This window comes from Nodularia harveyana UHCC-0300 (assembly GCF_034931085.1).
Classification (GTDB): Bacteria; Cyanobacteriota; Cyanobacteriia; order Cyanobacteriales; family Nostocaceae; genus Nodularia; species Nodularia harveyana.
Map to the genome: position 1 here is coordinate 15367 of NZ_JAYGHG010000013.1, position 17338 is coordinate 32704.

The 17338-nt window shown below is 42.3% G+C and carries 14 protein-coding genes and 1 tRNA gene; 6 read left to right on the plus strand and 9 right to left on the minus strand.

Annotation, left to right across the window (positions count from 1 at the left end; translation table 11 throughout):
* The first annotated feature begins 77 nt into the window (after nucleotides 1–77).
* Nucleotides 78–2255, plus strand: a complete 2178-nt coding sequence (locus tag VB620_RS10120) for a caspase family protein (RefSeq protein ID WP_323196024.1) — start codon at nucleotides 78–80, stop codon at nucleotides 2253–2255.
* Between the two features lie 467 nt (nucleotides 2256–2722).
* Here VB620_RS10120 and VB620_RS10125 read toward each other — a convergent pair whose 3' ends face one another.
* Nucleotides 2723–3331 carry a hypothetical protein gene (locus tag VB620_RS10125; RefSeq protein ID WP_323196025.1) on the minus strand — a complete coding sequence of 203 codons (609 nt, stop codon included), beginning with the start codon at nucleotides 3329–3331 and terminating at the stop codon, nucleotides 2723–2725.
* A gap of 126 nt (nucleotides 3332–3457) precedes the next feature.
* The gene (locus VB620_RS10130; RefSeq protein WP_323196026.1) at nucleotides 3458–4045 is read right to left on the minus strand and encodes a thylakoid membrane photosystem I accumulation factor; all 588 of its coding nucleotides are present in this window, start codon (nucleotides 4043–4045) and stop codon (nucleotides 3458–3460) included.
* Between the two features lie 186 nt (nucleotides 4046–4231).
* Here VB620_RS10130 and VB620_RS10135 point away from each other — a divergent pair, with 186 nt between their 5' ends.
* Both VB620_RS10135 and VB620_RS10140 read left to right on the plus strand, forming a co-directional pair.
* Nucleotides 4232–5569 (plus strand): Mur ligase family protein, encoded by a 1338-nt coding sequence (locus VB620_RS10135; protein WP_323196027.1) that lies wholly within the window; start codon nucleotides 4232–4234, stop codon nucleotides 5567–5569.
* Between the two features lie 434 nt (nucleotides 5570–6003).
* Nucleotides 6004–6822 carry a type 1 glutamine amidotransferase gene (locus tag VB620_RS10140; RefSeq protein WP_323196028.1) on the plus strand — a complete coding sequence of 273 codons (819 nt, stop codon included), beginning with the start codon at nucleotides 6004–6006 and terminating at the stop codon, nucleotides 6820–6822.
* Nucleotides 6823–7064: 242 nt separating this feature from the next.
* Here the strand turns inward: VB620_RS10140 and typA are convergent, their stop codons facing one another.
* The 4 genes from typA to leuC all read right to left on the minus strand — a co-directional run bounded on the left by typA (nucleotide 7065) and on the right by leuC (nucleotide 12195).
* The gene (typA, locus tag VB620_RS10145; protein ID WP_323196029.1) at nucleotides 7065–8855 is read right to left on the minus strand and encodes a translational GTPase TypA; all 1791 of its coding nucleotides are present in this window, start codon (nucleotides 8853–8855) and stop codon (nucleotides 7065–7067) included.
* A 386-nt stretch (nucleotides 8856–9241) separates the two neighbouring features.
* On the minus strand, nucleotides 9242–9811 hold the full coding sequence (locus tag VB620_RS10150) for a Uma2 family endonuclease (protein WP_323196030.1): 570 nt from the start codon (nucleotides 9809–9811) through the stop codon (nucleotides 9242–9244).
* 219 nt (nucleotides 9812–10030) lie between these two features.
* On the minus strand, nucleotides 10031–10639 hold the full coding sequence (gene leuD, locus VB620_RS10155) for a 3-isopropylmalate dehydratase small subunit (protein WP_323196031.1): 609 nt from the start codon (nucleotides 10637–10639) through the stop codon (nucleotides 10031–10033).
* A 152-nt stretch (nucleotides 10640–10791) separates the two neighbouring features.
* Nucleotides 10792–12195 carry a 3-isopropylmalate dehydratase large subunit gene (gene leuC, locus VB620_RS10160; protein WP_323196032.1) on the minus strand — a complete coding sequence of 468 codons (1404 nt, stop codon included), beginning with the start codon at nucleotides 12193–12195 and terminating at the stop codon, nucleotides 10792–10794.
* Nucleotides 12196–12418: 223 nt separating this feature from the next.
* Between leuC and VB620_RS10165 the strand changes: the two genes are divergently transcribed.
* Entirely contained in the window at nucleotides 12419–12928 is a 510-nt protein-coding gene (locus VB620_RS10165; RefSeq protein ID WP_323196033.1) for a hypothetical protein, read from the plus strand.
* Nucleotides 12929–13004: 76 nt separating this feature from the next.
* Here the strand turns inward: VB620_RS10165 and VB620_RS10170 are convergent, their stop codons facing one another.
* Both VB620_RS10170 and VB620_RS10175 read right to left on the minus strand, forming a co-directional pair.
* Nucleotides 13005–13466: a DUF29 domain-containing protein gene (locus tag VB620_RS10170; protein WP_323196034.1), complete on the minus strand. Its 462-nt coding sequence runs from the start codon at nucleotides 13464–13466 to the stop codon at nucleotides 13005–13007.
* Nucleotides 13467–13558: 92 nt separating this feature from the next.
* Nucleotides 13559–13631, minus strand: a tRNA-Val gene (locus tag VB620_RS10175).
* Nucleotides 13632–13756: 125 nt separating this feature from the next.
* Here VB620_RS10175 and VB620_RS10180 point away from each other — a divergent pair.
* Together VB620_RS10180 and mazG are read left to right on the plus strand one after the other, a co-directional pair.
* On the plus strand, nucleotides 13757–14335 hold the full coding sequence (locus VB620_RS10180) for a metal-binding protein (protein WP_323196035.1): 579 nt from the start codon (nucleotides 13757–13759) through the stop codon (nucleotides 14333–14335).
* 25 nt (nucleotides 14336–14360) lie between these two features.
* Nucleotides 14361–15152, plus strand: coding sequence for a nucleoside triphosphate pyrophosphohydrolase (gene mazG, locus VB620_RS10185; RefSeq protein WP_323196036.1), 792 nt, complete (start codon nucleotides 14361–14363; stop codon nucleotides 15150–15152).
* 82 nt (nucleotides 15153–15234) lie between these two features.
* Here mazG and VB620_RS10190 read toward each other — a convergent pair whose 3' ends face one another.
* A complete protein-coding gene (locus VB620_RS10190; RefSeq protein WP_323196037.1) occupies nucleotides 15235–17229 on the minus strand; it encodes a zinc metalloprotease HtpX in 1995 nt (664 codons plus the stop codon).
* Nucleotides 17230–17338: the final 109 nt, after the last annotated feature.

The following is a 17338-nucleotide window of genomic DNA, read 5'->3' on the forward strand; positions in this document are numbered from 1 at the left end:
ATGGTTATGGAAAAGCGCAAATTAACGCTCTAAAAATGGACAATATAGCCATTTTTATCGAAATATTAAGGATTTATATGGCTGACGAAATTTCTCAAACAGCAAACTTGTACGCACTATTAATCGGGATTGACTCGTATATGCCCAACAGATTACCTGATGGTAGTCTTTATAAAAGTCTTGGGGGATGTGTACGAGATATTAATCATGTGGAAGCTTTTTTAATTGATGAGCGGAAAGTTCCGAAAGAACAGATTTTGAAGTTGACAGCTTCTATTGGTGACCCGAACGAACCAAGCAAACCACTAGAAAAAGAGACCCCGGAAAAACTACCTACTCGTCAGAATATGATCGATTCCTTCAGAAAGCTGAAGAAAATGGTTCCAGAAGGTTCGCAGGTATATATCCACTACTCTGGACACGGTGGACGGGCAAAAACAGTTTTCCCATCGATTAAAGGTGATGATGGCATTGATGAAGGATTAGTCCCTACAGATATTGGTACTTCTGAAGGACAGTATTTGCGCGATCTGGACCTGAGACAATTGTTAAAGGAATTGGTAGGTAAAAAACTAACAGTTACGGTCGTATTGGATTGTTGTCACTCTGGGGGTGCAACGCGAGGGGATGTAGAAATTCGAGGGGGTGAGGGTGTTGATGATAAACCTCTGCAACCTGGTCAAGAACTTATCGCACCTGTAGAAATACTAGCAGAAACTTGGCGATCGGTCACTGAAGAAACACCCCGTGGACTAAAACCTTCTGGACTACGTGCAGCCAGAGATTATGTGCTTCTAGCAGCCTGTCGTCAGAATGAATATGCTTATGAGTATGCGTTCAATCGGGAAACCAAAGAACGAAACGGTGCGCTGACCTATTGGTTGCTAGATACTTTAAGACAACAAAATCCTGGACAAACTTATAAGGATTTGTTCGAGCGCATTAATGCCAAAATCCACAGTCAATTCCCACAACAAACTCCCATTTCAATGGGTGAGGTAAATCGGATTATTTTTGGTGATGAGTTTGCTGAAACTGTTTATGCAGTTCCAGTTTTGAATGTGGAGAAAGATGCACAGACAGGTGAAATACAGGCAAAGTTAGGGGTGGGACAAGCAAATGGTGTTGCTAAGGGAGCAGAATTTGCGATTTATCCTCGTACCGTAACTGATTTAAAAAATAAACAAAATCGGATTGCGATCGCCACAATTATTCAAAGGGGAGCAACTGAATCTCTTTGCTATTTGAAACTTATTGAGGGCAGAGAACTTGAGGTTGAAGATGGAGATCAAGCTGTTTTAGTTTCTCCTTCAATTAATCTGGTTCGTAAAGTTTCTCTGTTTAATCAAGAACAAGCAACAGAAACAGAGTTGGCTGAATCTGGTAAAGTACCAGCTAACAAACTTCTGCCAGAAATCTTTAAACAGCAACCGAATGCTTTGCAGTCACTAAGAAAAGCTCTTCCTGAAAATGGTAATGGTTGGGTAGAGTTAGCAGAAGAAAAAGTAACTGAAGATGACGATGATGGAGTTGCTTATCGAGTTGTTGTTAATAACAAGGGAGAATATGAGATATGCGATCGCACTGGACATCCATATCAAAATATCACTCCTGTAAAAATAAGTGACCCTGATGCAGCTGCAACTGTCATTAAAAGATTAGTTCATCTAGCCAAATACCATGCTACAGCAGAGTTAGATAACAGAGATAAAGCTTCGCCTTTAGCAGGTAAACTAACTATTGAGTGGCTAGGAACATCAGATATTTATGAGGAAGGAGATGATATTCCACCTCAATCTCAGTTGAAAAAGTTTGCCGATCCCAGTAACCCCACTGTAAAATCAGGTGAATATGTATTCCTGTCAATTTATAATAATTCATCGCAAGACCTCAATGTTGCTGTTCTAGATATTGCTTCTGATTGGTCAGTGCAACAAATTCATCCAGGTAACGGAGAAAAGTTCGTGACAATTTATGCATCCAAAGGAGAGGTTGTAGCAATTCCAGCAGGTTCGGCAGGTGAAGATACTGTGAAAGCCTTTGCTACCGTTGACCAAGCAAACTTCCGTTGGCTAGAACTACCTTCACTTGATAAACAGCCTAAAGCTCAAGGATTAACCCGCTCCGGGAATCCGCTAGATACTCTCTTGGCGGCAATTGGTCAGGAGCAACCACCAACTAGAAAGTTATCTGTAGCTGCATCTCCCAGCCGCGAGTGGACAACAACACAGATAAGCTTGACTGTCACCAAATAATCAAATGCTATCTTAACGCTCTTAGTTAGTCTAACAAGGATAATAGGTTAATCCTAGCGCATTTAATTTTTTTGTTGGATGCTTTTATATGAAAAAGTGTAAAAAATTTGACATATAAATGAATAAAAACTTTGAAAAAGAAATCTTGACTGAAGCTGAACGAGCCTTTGGAATTTATCTTGAAGGAGGCTCTCCACTGGAACAATAAGAAGTACAGCAGCGATCGCCTTTTCTATAGGATTTTATAATAGCGTTGGGGCTAGAAAATGTATTGAAGTTGCCTATGAGCTAGAGTGCAACTCAATTGCTCTGGAGTTTTCTTCTCCCTCTACTCAAAGTCGTAAACTTATCCCAATTCAGTCTCCTGAAAATAGACAAACTCCAGTCTTTCTCGACCACTTGATTCCTGTACTGAAGAAAAAAGGAAATCTCAACTTGCAAAAGGAGAACCAAAGAACAAATCACCTTTAACCAATGGGATGATTTCCCGGATTAACAGCGTGAATTTGTTCACTACCCGATTGCGGTCTTCCCCGTTTGTAACGAGCTTCTTCTGGTTTTCCCCATCCTAATTGCAAAATCATTTCCAAAAAGTTAGAATTTTCCCACTTCCATAAACTTGCCCATTCTGTGGTTTTAGCAATTCTCTTTACATCAGGTGGGAGAATTTTTTGGTGTTGTTTATTGTTATTAAAACTCAAGTACAAATCCATCCCCGCAGTCACTTCATCCCAAAATGTTAAGAGAGAATTTTTCTGCGCTTTAATGATTTCTAAGTCCGTACTCAGAGCGATTAATTCGGTATCGACTTCTGGATAGTGCAAAGTTTTACCTTTGACTGTCATTTCTCTCCAGACAATCCCTGATACTTGATTTTCTCTTTGATAATCGTGAATCGCCGCTTTAAAATCTTGATAGGCGGTGAACTTTTGCAACCCATCAGTTTTGATAAACTGGTCGATTACAGGATTACCAGAAACTGTCACCTCTAATTTTAGGCGTTTCCCCTTCAGACAAGCTTGGCGTTCATCTGCCAAAATTTGGATTAGTTCTTCGGAAGTATAAACCTTTGACATCAGAACACACTCTAGTAATCATTAGTCATTAGTTATTAACTTTTATATTATCCTTTTTCATCCAGGGGAATGCAGTATCCCACGAAACTAAAAATTAGGGCAGACCGATTTGGTCTACCCTGAAAGTTATTCGGCTAATTCACTACTAAATTCGTTGAATGAACGTCGCTGTAATGGCAGAGATTCGGTGCGGGGTAATAAATCAAACACTTCCCGAAATTTATCGTCTATTTCTTCGTAAGGTACTTGACCAGTTTTATTTAAAACTACTTCACCTGATTTATTAAAAACCACAACTTGGGGTACAGCGCCAGAATAATAGTATCCTGGTTCTGTGGGTTCATAGCTTGCTTTCACAGGAATAGTATCCACATCTATAGGGATAATCTCTGCGGCTCGCCCGTAGAATTCCTGTACTTGTGAAATTGAAATAGCGTATTTTTTACAATCGGTGCTGTCATCTACATAAAACGCTAAAAACACGGCTTTATGTTCTTCTAAAGATTTGGCTAAACTCTCTCTGGGGGGAACCAGTGAACCATTACCAGCGTAAACTACGAAAATGTTACCATCATAAAGATCATCATTTATACCAGCATAAGCAGGTTGTATATTTATCATCAATAGACAAGCAACAAATAACAAACATTTGGAGAGTATTCCTCGCCAGTTAGCAATTGTTTTATGTAAAAATAGAAACTTTAGATTTTTCATCAAAGACAACCTTGCAAGCTATTAATTTTCATCAGTTTGTACTGAATTTGTTCCAGTGGGCTGGATATGTAATTACACCCAAGCACTATCCTTTAAGATAACGCTTACAGGTATGGGAGTGGGGAATAGGGAATAGGTAAATTAAAGATTATAAATTAGAAACCGCTAGCAGATTAGGATAGGGATGTGGGAAATAAAATTCAACTCATAGATAGATTGCGGCTCGGTTTCGCGGTGTCGGTGGCTAAAAGTGTGACGTTTATAGTCAAGTCGCTGCGTTTGGGTGCTGCTAGTGTATTACCAGGCTCAATTGCTCGTCGTATTCAACCCCGATTGTTGGAATTATTGAGTCAGCAAGTGAAAAATGGGGTAATTCTGATTGCTGGTACTAATGGCAAAACTACCACGGCACTGCTTTTATGTACAATCCTAGAACGCCAAGGTTATCGCATCGCCCATAACTCTACAGGCGCAAATCTGGAAAATGGCTTGATGACGGCGTTGATGGAAAATACCAGCTTGCTGGGAACGCTGAATGTTGATTACGCGATTCTGGAAGTAGATGAGAATATTGTACCCAGAGTTTTAAAGCCTCTCCAGCCGAGAATTATTCTCTGTTTAAATTTATTCCGCGACCAATTGGATAGGTATGGGGAAGTGGACAGTATTAGTAAGCGCTGGACGAAGGTAATTTCTACTCTCCCTCTGGAAACGGTGGTGATTCCTAATGCTGATGACCCAACTTTATGTTATCTCGGTCAGCAGTTACCCCAAAAGGTGTCATTTTTTGGGATGAATGAACCGGAATACTATCTGGAAGCTATTCCTCACGCTGTGGATTCGATTTATTGTCCCAGTTGTGGACATTCTTTAGATTACAAAGGTGTGTATTTGTCCCATTTGGGAGATTTTACTTGTCCCCAGTGTGGTTTTAGTAAAAGTAAACCGACGCTAGAAAGCAGCGAATGGTCACAAATTTTGGTGGGTTTATATAACAAATATAATACTTTAGCGGCTGTAACTGCGGCAAAAGAGTTAGGCGTTGATGAGGCGGTAATTCGAGATGCAGTTAACAATTTTCAAGCTGCTTTTGGTCGGGCTGAAGATTTGGTAATTAATGATAAGCGGGTGCGGATTTTATTATCAAAAAATCCGGTGGGGACTAATGAAACAATTCGGGTGGTGACTGAAAGCAATGATAAAACTACACTTCTGGTTTTGAACGATCGCACTCCTGATGGTACTGATGTATCATGGATTTGGGATGTTGATACAGAGAAGTTAGTCCAACGGGGAGGAACTTTGGTTGTGAGTGGCGATCGCGTCTATGATTTGGCGTTACGTCTGCGGTATAGTGAAAATCTGGGACAGAGTAACCTGAATTTAATTGTAGAAGAGGATTTGCGTCAGGCGATCGCAATTGCATTAAAACATACGCCAGAAAATGAAACTCTCCACATTTTACCAACCTATTCCGCGATGTTAGAAGTGCGCGAAGTTCTGACTGGGAGAAAAATTTTGTAAAACGATATTGGGAAAGTCCTGGGGATGAGAAATCGCAGCTACACAGACAAAACCCACACTTCGGCAAGCTCAGTGACCACCTGCGTGGGTTTATATTCTCCCCTTTTCTTAGTCAGGAAAATGGTTGAAGTTTCCCTAGACTAAATAACTAGTATTAGGAATGATGGGAAAAAACACATAGGAATAACGTTCGCGTAGCGTGCGCGTAGCGCATACCACAGAGACGCAGAGGACACAGAGAAATCAGGATGTGAGAGAGTTTTTGCGTAACTCCTAACACATATTCATCCTTTGATATTTTTGTTGATAATAGGACTTACGCATAATCTACGTTTTCTTGGCGTTCTTGGCGGCTTGGCGGTTGGATAAATCAAGATTTTTGGCAATTGTTGCGTAAGTCCTGGATAAAAATTATTAGTTATTAGTGAGGTTTTATGAGTTCGGAAAATTTAGAATTAATAATTGGCTGGTTATATCCCACTTTAATGAGTACTTATGGCGATCGCGGAAATGTGATAACTATCCAACGTCGCGCCCAGTGGCGGGGGTATAATGTGGAGGTGGTGGCATTAGACCAAAATTCCACAGCTGCTGATATTCAAGGTGTAGATATCATCGTGGGTGGTGGCGCACAAGACCGTCAGCAAGAAATTGTCATGCGTGATTTGCAAGGCGCGAAGGCTGAGGCGATGCGTGAGAAAATTGAAAATGGCACACCAGGAGTATTTACCTGTGGTTCTCCTCAATTGCTGGGAAAATATTATGAACCTGCTTTGGGAAAGCGGATTGAAGGTTTAGGAATCCTGGATTTAGTCTCTATTCATCCTGGTGAAAATACTCAACGCTGTATTGGTAACTTGGTAATTGAAGTTACAGCTTCTCGTCTGGCGCGGGAACTGGAAGAGATGACGGGGAATAAACCTTATTTAGTGGGGTTTGAAAATCATGGGGGACGCACCAAGTTAGGTAAAGTGGAAGCTTTGGGGCGTGTGGTCTATGGTTTGGGTAATAATGGTGAAGATGGGACTGAAGGAGCATTTTATCAGAATGCGATCGCCACTTATTCCCACGGTCCTCTGTTACCCAAAAATCCCTTTGTCGCTGACTGGTTGATTCAAACGGCGTTGCGTCTCAAATATCAACAGGCGATCGCCTTATCAGCTTTAGATGATAGTCTAGCTTTACAAGCTCGGTCAGCCATGTTAAATCGGCTAAAAGTCAGTTTACCAAATTCTGCCACGGCTAAAGTTTAGCAAAAAAAATCCCCTCCTCGTTTCCGGTTTGGGGTGATTATTGATATTTTATCTAACTCCCCTCATCCCTTGGGGTTTAGGGGTGATTATTGATATTTTATCTAACTCCCCTCATCCCTTGGGGTTTGGGGTGATTATTGATATTTTATCTAACTCCCCTCCTCCCTTCCGGTTTGGGGTGATTATTGATATTTTATCTAACTCCCCTCCTCGCTTGCGGGGAGGGGTTGGGGGTGGGGTTCTTAACGTTTAGCAAACTTTTTGCTAACTTTCCGTAAACGAATAGATTCCGGTGTCACTTCCACCAATTCATCGGGTCCGATATATTCCAAAGCCCGTTCTAGACTCATGTCTATTGGTGTTTGCAATTGTACTAGTTCTTCACCACCAGAAGCGCGGTGATTGGTTAACTGCTTAGTCTTACAGACATTTAGTTCTAAGTCTTGGGGGCGATTATGTTCACCGATAATCATACCCTTGTAAACTTTAGTACCTGGAACGATAAAGAATGCGCCTCGGTCTTCCGAGTTTTTCATAGCGTAGAAAGTCGAAACACCTTCTTCAAAAGCAATGAGAACGCCTTTGTTACGGGCTTCAATATCACCAGATAGGGGACGATAATCATGGAAACTGTGGTTCATAATACCTTCACCACGAGTCATCCGCATAAATTCACCCCGGAAACCAATCAAACCACGGGCGGGAATAATAAACTCTAGTAGAGTGCGTCCATTACCAACAACCTGCATATCCTGCATTTCGCCTTTCCGTTGTCCCAGGCGTTCAATACAGCTACCGACAGCATCTTCAGGGATATCCAATGCTAGGAGTTCAAAAGGTTCGCAAGGTTGACCATTGATTTCTCTATAAATTACCTGTGGTTGAGATACTTGGAACTCGAAACCTTCTCGGCGCATGGTTTCAATTAAGATACCCAAGTGTAATTCACCCCGTCCACAAACTTGGAATTTATCGGGAGAATCAGTTTCTTCCACTCGGAGGGCGACATTAGTTTCTAGTTCGCGGAATAGGCGATCGCGTACTTGTCTAGATGTTACCAGTTTACCTTCTTGACCAGCAAAAGGTGAATCATTTACCCAGAAGGTCATTTGTAAAGTTGGTTCATCAACCTTAATCAGTGGTAAAGCTTGGGGTTCATTGGGGTCAGTAATAGTTTCTCCAATGTAAGCATCAGCGAAACCAGACACAGCCACAATATATCCGGCGGTGGCTTCTTCCATTTCCACCCGCTTCAGTCCTTCAAATCCCATCAATTTGGTAATTTTGGACTTGACAATTGTGCCATTTTCTGTTACTAGAGCCGCTTGTTGTCCAGCGCGGATCGTACCATTGTGGATTCTACCAATCACAATCCGTCCTAGATATTCTGAATAATCTAGAGTGGTGACTTGCAATTGCAAAGGCTTGTTGATGTCGCCAACAGGAGGTGGAACGTGTTGCAGAATCGCATTAAACAGAGGCTGCATATCTACATCTTCTGCTTCCATGCTTTCCTTAGCGAAACCGCCCATCCCGGAAGCAAACAGATAGGTAAAATCACACTGGTCTTCATCTGCGCCTAATTCTAAGAACAGATCCAAAACCTTATCCACAGCAACGTGGGGGTCAGCTTGGGCGCGGTCAATCTTGTTAATGACAACAATGGGGCGCAAACCTTTTTCCAGCGCTTTTTTCAAAACAAAGCGGGTCTGAGGCATAGGGCCTTCGTTAGCATCGACAATTAACAAACAACCGTCAACCATCCCTAACACCCGTTCAACTTCGCCGCCAAAGTCAGCGTGTCCTGGGGTATCAACAATATTGATTAAAGTTTCTTTGTAGCGAACGGCTGTATTTTTCGAGAGAATTGTAATACCCCGCTCCCGTTCTAGGGTGTTGGAATCCATGACACAATCCGGAACGTCTTCACCTTCTCGGAAAATACCAGATTGTTTGAGGAGCGCATCAACCAGGGTAGTTTTGCCGTGGTCAACGTGGGCGATAATGGCGACGTTGCGAATTGGGAGCGTCATAGGAGCTTTTTATTGAACTCTAGAGGGGGCTTTTAGATTTAATTTTCAATGCTGAGTTGCTTTAACAGAATTGTTTATGATTTGCAATTTCTGTAAAGAACCTTTAATAATTCTAGCGTAATTGTCACAATTCCGGTTAGTTTTCTGGCGACTATCCAGGAATCAATAATTTTTCTTGATAATTTTGTTGATAATCGTGTCACAATTAACACCAATTTTGTAGAATAGCAAATCATGGCTTGGGTATCAGGACAGCAATTGCAGGGTGGTATAGCAAAAGTCAAAAGTCAAAAGTCAAAAGTCAAAAGTCAAAATTGAAATGCTTGGTGTGGCTGGGTTTTAGACTTTTGCCATGTCCTAACTACCTTGGCGGTTGCTGTAAATATCTATCTCACCTTCAACCAACTAAAAATATCTTTTGCTTGTAACCGCCAATCTGTAAACACATCGAGAACAGGTAAGATATCAGCATTGTATTTAACTTCAGGTAATTGATGGGGTTGAAATACCATCACCGATTTATCATTAGGGTCAATAAACCAACCTAATTTAGTCCCCTGGTTAATACAAAAAATAATTTTATTAATTACATGATTAGGAGATTGATCAGGGGATAAAATTTCAATAGTCCAATCTGGATAACTTTCAAACCTATTGGCAATTTCTCCATCTGCATCAGTAGGGATGCGTGACCACTCAAACACAGCAATATCTGGAACTAAAGAACGTCCCCCAAAAGTGCAGCGTAACTCAGTTAATGCTAAAGCTTTCTGCTGGGGTTCACCCACCTGATTAATATTAGTTGATAAACAAGTTTGAATCCTGCTATGTTTACCTTGGGGCATTGGTTTTTGGTAGATGCATCCATCAATATATTCACTAGCTGGTTTAGTTTCTGGTAATTTAAAAAATTCTGCTAAAGAAACTTGAGAATTTACCTGAGTTGGTAGTGTCATCAGCAATTACTCCTAAACTAATCCTGACAAATCAATATTTTAAGACTTCCGCAAACAACCCCTCAAATCTTAATTTCTCTGCGTTCTCTGTGCCTCTGTGGTTCGTTTATCCTCTATTATAAGATTTGCCAGAACTTCTTAGCTAAACAAAAAAACCACCTAAACCAAATCAGTTTAAGTGGAAAATCTTATAGACAAAAAAACTCTAATTATTCTAAATTAACTCGCCGCTAACTTACCCCAACTGATATAAGGCAACTTTGCAGCCGTAGCCCGAACTTGGTCAGCATGAGCGACTAACTGACCGCAAGCATCCCATGTCCCCGCAATAAAAGTACTGCGAGTGCCTTCATTCATGGCAACTTTGGCAGTATAATCATTAATCTGGGCTTCTAAAGTTTCCAAGTTCACTGTGACAGCAGCTTGGGGATTAGCAGCTACAAGTTCTTGCAGTTTTTTCACTGTGGTAGTGTCTGCGGTCAGGCAAGGTATACCCATTGCTACACAGTTACCAAAAAATATTTCGGCGAAACTCTCACCAATTAAAGCTTGAATACCCCATTTAGCGATCGCCTGGGGAGCGTGTTCTCGTGATGAACCACAGCCAAAGTTGCGGTTAACTATTAAAACATTCGCCCCTTGATATTGCGGTTGGTCAAAAGGATGTTCACCTTTCAAAGCTGTCCGGTCATCAATAAATACACCTTCACCCAATCCATCAAAGGTGATGGCTTTTAAGTACCGGGCGGGAATAATTCTATCTGTATCTATATCATCCCCAATAAGGATTATACCGCGCCCTGAGATTTTTTTAACTTCACTGACCATAAATTTAAATTCTTACTCAACTTTTAACAACAATCTGGTTATGAGAGATTTTCCAACTTATCTGGGTAAAGTACACAAGAAAATCCCAAAATTACACCTCTTAAACTCCTCTTCTTTGCGACTTTGCGCCTTTGCGTGAAACTAATCCATATTCATAACAACTCGCGCACATCTGAAACTTCCCCTTGGATAGCCGCAGTTGCAACCATAGCCGGACTCATGAGTAATGTGCGACCAGAGGATGAACCTTGTCGGCCTTTAAAGTTGCGGTTGGAGGAAGAGGCGCTGATTTGTCTGCCTTGGAGTTTGTCGGGGTTCATGGCTAAACACATAGAACAACCGGGTTCACGCCACTCAAATCCTGCTGCTTCAAAGATTTTGTCTAGTCCTTCGGCTTCTGCTTCTTGCTTCACTCGTTCTGAACCAGGGACAACAAAGGCTTTAACTCCCTCTGCAACTTTGCGCCCTTGAGCAATTTTTGCGGCTTCTCGCAAGTCGCTGATTCTGCCGTTGGTGCAACTCCCAATAAAGCAGACATCAATTTTAGTACCTTTGATTGGTTGACCGGGAAACAAATCCATGTATTTATAGGCTTCTTCCGCAATAAATCGGTCTTCTTCCAGCAATTCTTCGGGTTTGGGTATAAATTGATTTACCCCGATACCTTGACCGGGTGTAATTCCCCAAGTAACTGTGGGGGAAATATCGGCAGCGTCGAAGACTACCACATCATCATATTCGGCATCAGCATCACTCTTGATGGATTCCCACCAAGACACCGCTTTGTCCCATTCTGCACCTTTGGGGGCGAAATCTCGACCTTTTAAGTAATCGTAAGTTACTTGATCAGGGTTGACATAACCGCATCTCGCGCCGCCTTCAATAGCCATGTTGCAAACGGTCATCCGTTCTTCCATGTTCATCTCTGCGAAGGTGCTACCCGCGTATTCATACGCATAACCCACGCCACCTTTTACACCTAGAATCCGAATAATGTGGAGGATGACATCTTTGGCGTAAACACCAGGGTTTAATTTACCGTTGACTTCGATTTTGCGGACTTTGAGTTTAGATAAAGCCAGGGTTTGAGAGGCGAGAACATCCCTTACTTGGCTAGTACCAATTCCAAATGCGATCGCACCGAATGCGCCGTGGCTAGATGTGTGACTATCTCCACAAGCGATCGTCATTCCTGGCTGAGTTAGTCCTTGTTCTGGGGCGATGACGTGGACTATCCCTTGATTACCAGAACCGATATTATGAAAAGTGATGTTATTTTCTTGACAGTTTGTTTCTAAAGCCTGGATCATATCTTCCGCCATCTTGTCAGTAAATGGCCGGGCTTGATTATCAGTAGGGACGATGTGATCCACTGTGGCGATAGTGCGTTGGGGAAATAGCACCTTGAGACCCCTTTCCCTCAACATCGCAAAGGCTTGGGGACTGGTGACTTCATGAATCAGGTGTAGCCCAATAAATAGTTGCGTCAGCCCTGAAGGAAGTGTTCCAACGGTGTGTAAGTTCCAAACTTTATCAAACAGGGTGCCTTTGCTCATACGAAAACCGTTATTTCACGAGTTAGAGCTACTATCGTATCAAAAAACCGTCCGGCTTTTGCAGTTTTACTTTGTGTCTTTGTGCTTTGGGGTTTCTTTCTCAAATGATCAATGTTGATTTTTTCGTTGGTTCTTAACCTCGGTTGTGAGCAAGAGTAATTTAGATGGGTTTACCCTGCATCATCATCTGTAAACTATAGATAGTATTTAATAATCCAAAATCATGAGAAAAAACCCTATACCGTTACTGCTATGTGGATTAGTTGTGAATTTTGGGCTACTGCCATTCTTAGCTCAAGCACAACAAATGGTTTCTAATGCTCAAGTAGCAGCAACCGTAGAGGCTCTGAGACAGTCTGCACCGCAAACAGGTATCGAAAACGATGGACTTTACAGTGAATGGCAAGTTAAACCAGAAACCATCAAAGCTTGGTCGAAATATTGTCTCCAACGGGAATTAACAGCTACGCAGTTTGAAGATAGCCCCGTGACAGCACGCTTTATCGTATCCTGTATCACACGTCGTGAGTTAAACAATCAATTTAAGACTAGTAGTAATAATGAAACTAAAGCTGTGCATGGTGTAGCTTGTTGGTGGATGACTGGTAGCTATACAGGCTGCGATCAAGGCTTTACTGCTACTTACGTGCAAAAAGTTGTTGGCTTTTACCAACAGCAGCGAGCAATTCCAGGGGCTACTCCATCGGCATTACCAACAAAATCCTCACAATAATCAAATCCGGCTCAATGGAGAATGCTAACACGATTGCTAAGAGTCTGGCTGCTTTAATCTGTGGTAAGGGTGAAATTTACTCAGGCAAAAAATCTTTATGCAAACATTCATCCGCAGTAAAAGGAGAATCCATAGGAAAAGTATTAATTAACAAACCAGTTTCTAAAGCCGCTTGTTGTCTTGCATCCTGATAACATATCGCAAAATTTTCGTCAAAGTAGTTTTTTAAACTAGGACTCTCTACTAAACCTTCTTGAAGTCTCCGACGATGCTCAAATATAGTAGATAGCCAACTATTAGTACGTTTCTCTGGCTGATACTTATATTTCAGTAAGTGCATTAAAACAACTATTAAATTACTTTTTAATGCTCTTTTTTCACTTCTACCCATGCATTCAATTTCTTCAATGAGATTGACTAAATCAACTTCCGCTAATTTACCTGCTTTGAGTTGTTTAGCTGTTGTCTCTAGCCAAAGATAAAAATCTTCATTGTAAAGCTGGGAGTTTGTCAAAACTTTTGGTTGAGGTGCTGTCATCTAATTCTTCAACCTCCCGATATTTAACCCGTAAATTAGAAACCATCTGCTTCCAATTTTATTAGGACGCAGATGGTAACATTCTTGAAAAGTGGGTAGTACCAGACTCGAACTGATGACATCCTGCTTGTAAGGCAGGCGCTCTACCAACTGAGCTAACCACCCGTTTGCTCTCACAGTTAACCAATATAGCAAAAGATTTCTGATGGCGCAACCCCTTTGGGAAACTTTTTTTTTCACGTACAATAATAACTCAGTAATTCTTTGCATACAGGCAATTTAACTGCATTATGCCCTCTGGTGGAACCCACGATCGCATCACCTTATATACTCTGCCTGTAATCGCCGGTGTAACTTTATGGCAAACTCGCAGCAGCAATTTAACCTTATTGGTGGCGAGTGGGTTTATGTTTAGCGGTTTGATGTTCGGCCCCGATTTGGATATTTACTCGCGTCAGTTTCAACGCTGGGGCTATTTGCGTTGTATTTGGCGACCTTATCAAAAACATCTCCGTCACCGTTCTGTATTTTCTCATGGTCCCCTTATTGGCACAATTATCCGGGTGATTTATCTGGGCTGTGTGCTGGGGTTGGTGGCGATCGCCTTTTTGCTGATTGGGGAAATGCTGGGAATTTTGGCTGTGACTTGGCAAGATGTGGTTATGGGTCTGGGGCGATCGCTTGTGGTTTACACTACTGAATATTTGGCTTTGTTTTTAGGCTTGGAACTCGGTGCTATGAGTCATTCTCTCAGCGATTGGGGGGGTTCGGCTTATAAGCGGGTGCAGAAGCAGGGGGTTAGGGGTTTGTTTGCTGGGAAGAAGAAGGGGAAGAGAGGAAGAGTTAAACGCAGAGGTACGCTAAGGTAAGCGCAAAGGTTCGCGGAGGTTTTTTATGGATGCTTTAGAAGAGTTGATTGGGGTGGTGGCTAAGTTGCGATCGCCTGATGGGGGTTGTCCTTGGGATTTGGCACAAACGCCTCAAAGTCTGATTCCTTATGTGATTGAGGAGGCTTATGAGGTGGTTGATGCGATTCGGGAAGGGGATCAGGCGGGGATTAAGGAGGAGTTGGGGGATTTACTGTTACAGGTGGTTCTCCAAGCCCAAATTGCTGGGGAGTCGGGGGATTTTAATTTGGAGGATGTGGCTAGGGGAATTTCGCAAAAGTTAATTCGTCGTCATCCCCATGTTTTTGGTGATGTGTCGGTGGATAGTGTGGATGAGGTTCGCCAAAATTGGGAGGCGATAAAGGCACTGGAAAAGGGAGATGTTCCGGAAAAGCATCAATTTAGTCATAAACTAGCTCGTTATTATCGCACTCTTCCCCCTCTAATGGCGGCGATGAAGATTTCCCAAAAGGCTGCGGGTGTCGGGTTTGAGTGGGAAAATATTGACGGAGTTTGGGCGAAGTTTCATGAGGAGTTGGGAGAGTTCCAACAAGCTTTGGCTGAGGAAACACCAGAACGACAAGAAGCAGAATTAGGTGATTTATTATTTGCAGTCATGCAGTTAGCACGGTGGCATAATATTGACCCTAGTGCTGCGTTACATGGGACAAATCAACGCTTTGTGCAGAGATTACAAAAAATGGAGGCGGTTGTCGATCGCCCCCTTTCTGATTACAGTTTGGATGAGTTAGAGTCTCTATGGCAACAGGCTAAAGCCCAAATAGCCAAGGAGAAGTGATAGTTTGATAGTTTTATTGTAACAGTCTTGACTTCGGTGTCATGAGAGTAAGACAGGTATGAAGAAACCCTGGGACAGGAATCTAGGAACTCAAAAAGATAACTAGGAATATTCCCAGGATAATCGCCCCACTACCCAGGATCAATGCCCAAAAGCGATGGTAACTATTTACAATTGTCCCATTATCACTCTCTAGTTGAATTAAATCCATCCAAGGGGCGATACCACGACGGAACCAACCCACAGCCCCGACTTGTTCACCAATCAGGCCTTGGACTCGTGTCATCCCAAATAAGAAGTTACCAATGGGACCAAAGCGAGAACTGTAGTGCAGATACAGCATACCGCTACGGTCTTGGATTTTTAAATCAGAACCAAATTTATAACCTGCGTCGCCACGACCAATGAGTGAACCTGCTATTTTTGCCGGTTGTCCCCGTAAAGGACTAGCATAGGGGTCTGACATTAAGGTGAGAACGTCGGTGGCTGGTGCTTGCTGGTAGCTGGGAAACATCACTAGGGTTTTGATCAATATTCCTAAACCTAAACCGATAAGTGGCGTACCTAGAACTAAACCTGAGTTGGAGGAATTTAAGATCAAGATCATACCCAGGAGAAGCCCAGCGAAGAAACCAATGGTTTCAGCACCATATAACAGGATATCTAAGAAAAAGTTACCGTACAGCCTTTTCTTATTCAGGGTTTTGCCTTCTCCTACGACTTTTCCCATGTCGAACTCAATTGCTAAACCTAACTGTTCCGCATAGTTACTTAACGCCCGGACACGTTTACCAGTTAAGGGATGAGTGGAACTTAATTCCATCCACCAACCCCAAGGGTTAAACATATCCCACAAAAAGACGCGCCCAATTTTTTGGGTATCAGATGCAACTCGATAGGCGGTTCCTGTGGAGGTTGCGGCTTTATGGTCATAAATTCCTAATGCGCGAGTACCTTCCACTAACTGACTGGGTTCTTTGGTTCGCGCTCCTTCTTCTAAAATTCCATAGGCAATCTTCACCAAAGCGCGGGATAATCCATTGGGATTACCTGTGGTTTCGGCGGCGAAGTGGTCAGCAAAGTATTCTCTAGTGCGGGAAAGATAGAGTAATAAATATGTACCGACAACATAAAATACATAGGCCAGAAAAGCCGCGCTTTGTGCTGCATCTTTGATTCTGCTATCGCCACCACCACGACCAAGATTTCTGGCTGTAGAGTAAATCAGGTAGCAAATCTGGACGAGGGTAGATGCTACTGTCATCACGGCAAAGTCCCAATGGACGATGTGTCCTAATTCGTGGGCGTAAACTGTCGCAACTTCATCATCATCTAGGTATGTAAAAAGTCCCTGACTGACTACTAACCGGGCGCTGTTGGGTAAGGAACCATAGGTAAAAGCGGTGGGGTTTTGGTCGTCAATGATTCCTAATCGCGGGGTTTTAAGGTTTTTATCTCGGCAGATTTGACGAATAATTTTAGCTGTTTCTGGGCTGAGGCTTTCTACTTCTGCTAAGTCTACCCAGCGTCTTTGGTAAAGCCAACCTTGGGTTAAGTCCATGAACCACGGAGATAGGAAAAAGGCGGCGATATTGAAAATTAAGGTAATGGCAATGGCGAAGAATAATCCTTGTGCTGGATTTTCACTCCCGACAATGAAGATTAAGTTTAAGCCTAAGACTAATACCATGCCAAACATTAAGGTCATGGTGACAGCAGAGGCCAAAACTAAATTCCCGCCGATAGAACCCATGGCGATTTTGACACCAGTAGTTGCCGCCCGTCCAGCTTTGTGGATGGTTTTGGGCTGGTTGTCTGGTTTTTGAGTGAAAAATTGACTGGCTTTTTCAGCCCATGTCCGCACCTTGGGGTTCTGACTCGTTATTAATTTTTGACAGAGGCTTCTCCCTTTTTCGATTTCGCCTGTAGCTTTATAAGCTTTGGTGAGGCACATTTGTGCAGAAATATAATCAGAGGAGTCTTGATTAATACAATTAATACTAAATTTTTCGAGTATTTCTACTGCTTCCTGATAACGTCCAGCTTGAAAAGCATCTAATCCAGATTGCAATGACATAATATGGCAAGCGTCAAGGTAATTTAAGGATACAATGCGAGTAATTGCTTTTCCAGCTTTGGTGATTAAAAATATTAATTAGGCGATCGCTATATGCCCAAGGGCAGGA

Excerpts from the sequence above, each read along its gene's own strand:
- VB620_RS10120 (WP_323196024.1), top strand. The coding sequence starts at position 78 with ATGGCTGACGAAATTTCTCAAACAGCAAACTTGTACGCACTATTAATC.
- VB620_RS10125 (WP_323196025.1), bottom strand. The coding sequence starts at position 3,331 with ATGTCAAAGGTTTATACTTCCGAAGAACTAATCCAAATTTTGGCAGAT.
- VB620_RS10130 (WP_323196026.1), bottom strand. The coding sequence starts at position 4,045 with ATGAAAAATCTAAAGTTTCTATTTTTACATAAAACAATTGCTAACTGG.
- VB620_RS10140 (WP_323196028.1), top strand. The coding sequence starts at position 6,004 with ATGAGTTCGGAAAATTTAGAATTAATAATTGGCTGGTTATATCCCACT.
- typA (WP_323196029.1), bottom strand. The coding sequence starts at position 8,855 with ATGACGCTCCCAATTCGCAACGTCGCCATTATCGCCCACGTTGACCAC.
- VB620_RS10150 (WP_323196030.1), bottom strand. The coding sequence starts at position 9,811 with ATGACACTACCAACTCAGGTAAATTCTCAAGTTTCTTTAGCAGAATTT.
- leuD (WP_323196031.1), bottom strand. The coding sequence starts at position 10,639 with ATGGTCAGTGAAGTTAAAAAAATCTCAGGGCGCGGTATAATCCTTATT.
- leuC (WP_323196032.1), bottom strand. The coding sequence starts at position 12,195 with ATGAGCAAAGGCACCCTGTTTGATAAAGTTTGGAACTTACACACCGTT.
- VB620_RS10165 (WP_323196033.1), top strand. The coding sequence starts at position 12,419 with ATGAGAAAAAACCCTATACCGTTACTGCTATGTGGATTAGTTGTGAAT.
- VB620_RS10170 (WP_323196034.1), bottom strand. The coding sequence starts at position 13,466 with ATGACAGCACCTCAACCAAAAGTTTTGACAAACTCCCAGCTTTACAAT.
- VB620_RS10180 (WP_323196035.1), top strand. The coding sequence starts at position 13,757 with ATGCCCTCTGGTGGAACCCACGATCGCATCACCTTATATACTCTGCCT.
- mazG (WP_323196036.1), top strand. The coding sequence starts at position 14,361 with ATGGATGCTTTAGAAGAGTTGATTGGGGTGGTGGCTAAGTTGCGATCG.
- VB620_RS10190 (WP_323196037.1), bottom strand. The coding sequence starts at position 17,229 with ATGTCATTGCAATCTGGATTAGATGCTTTTCAAGCTGGACGTTATCAG.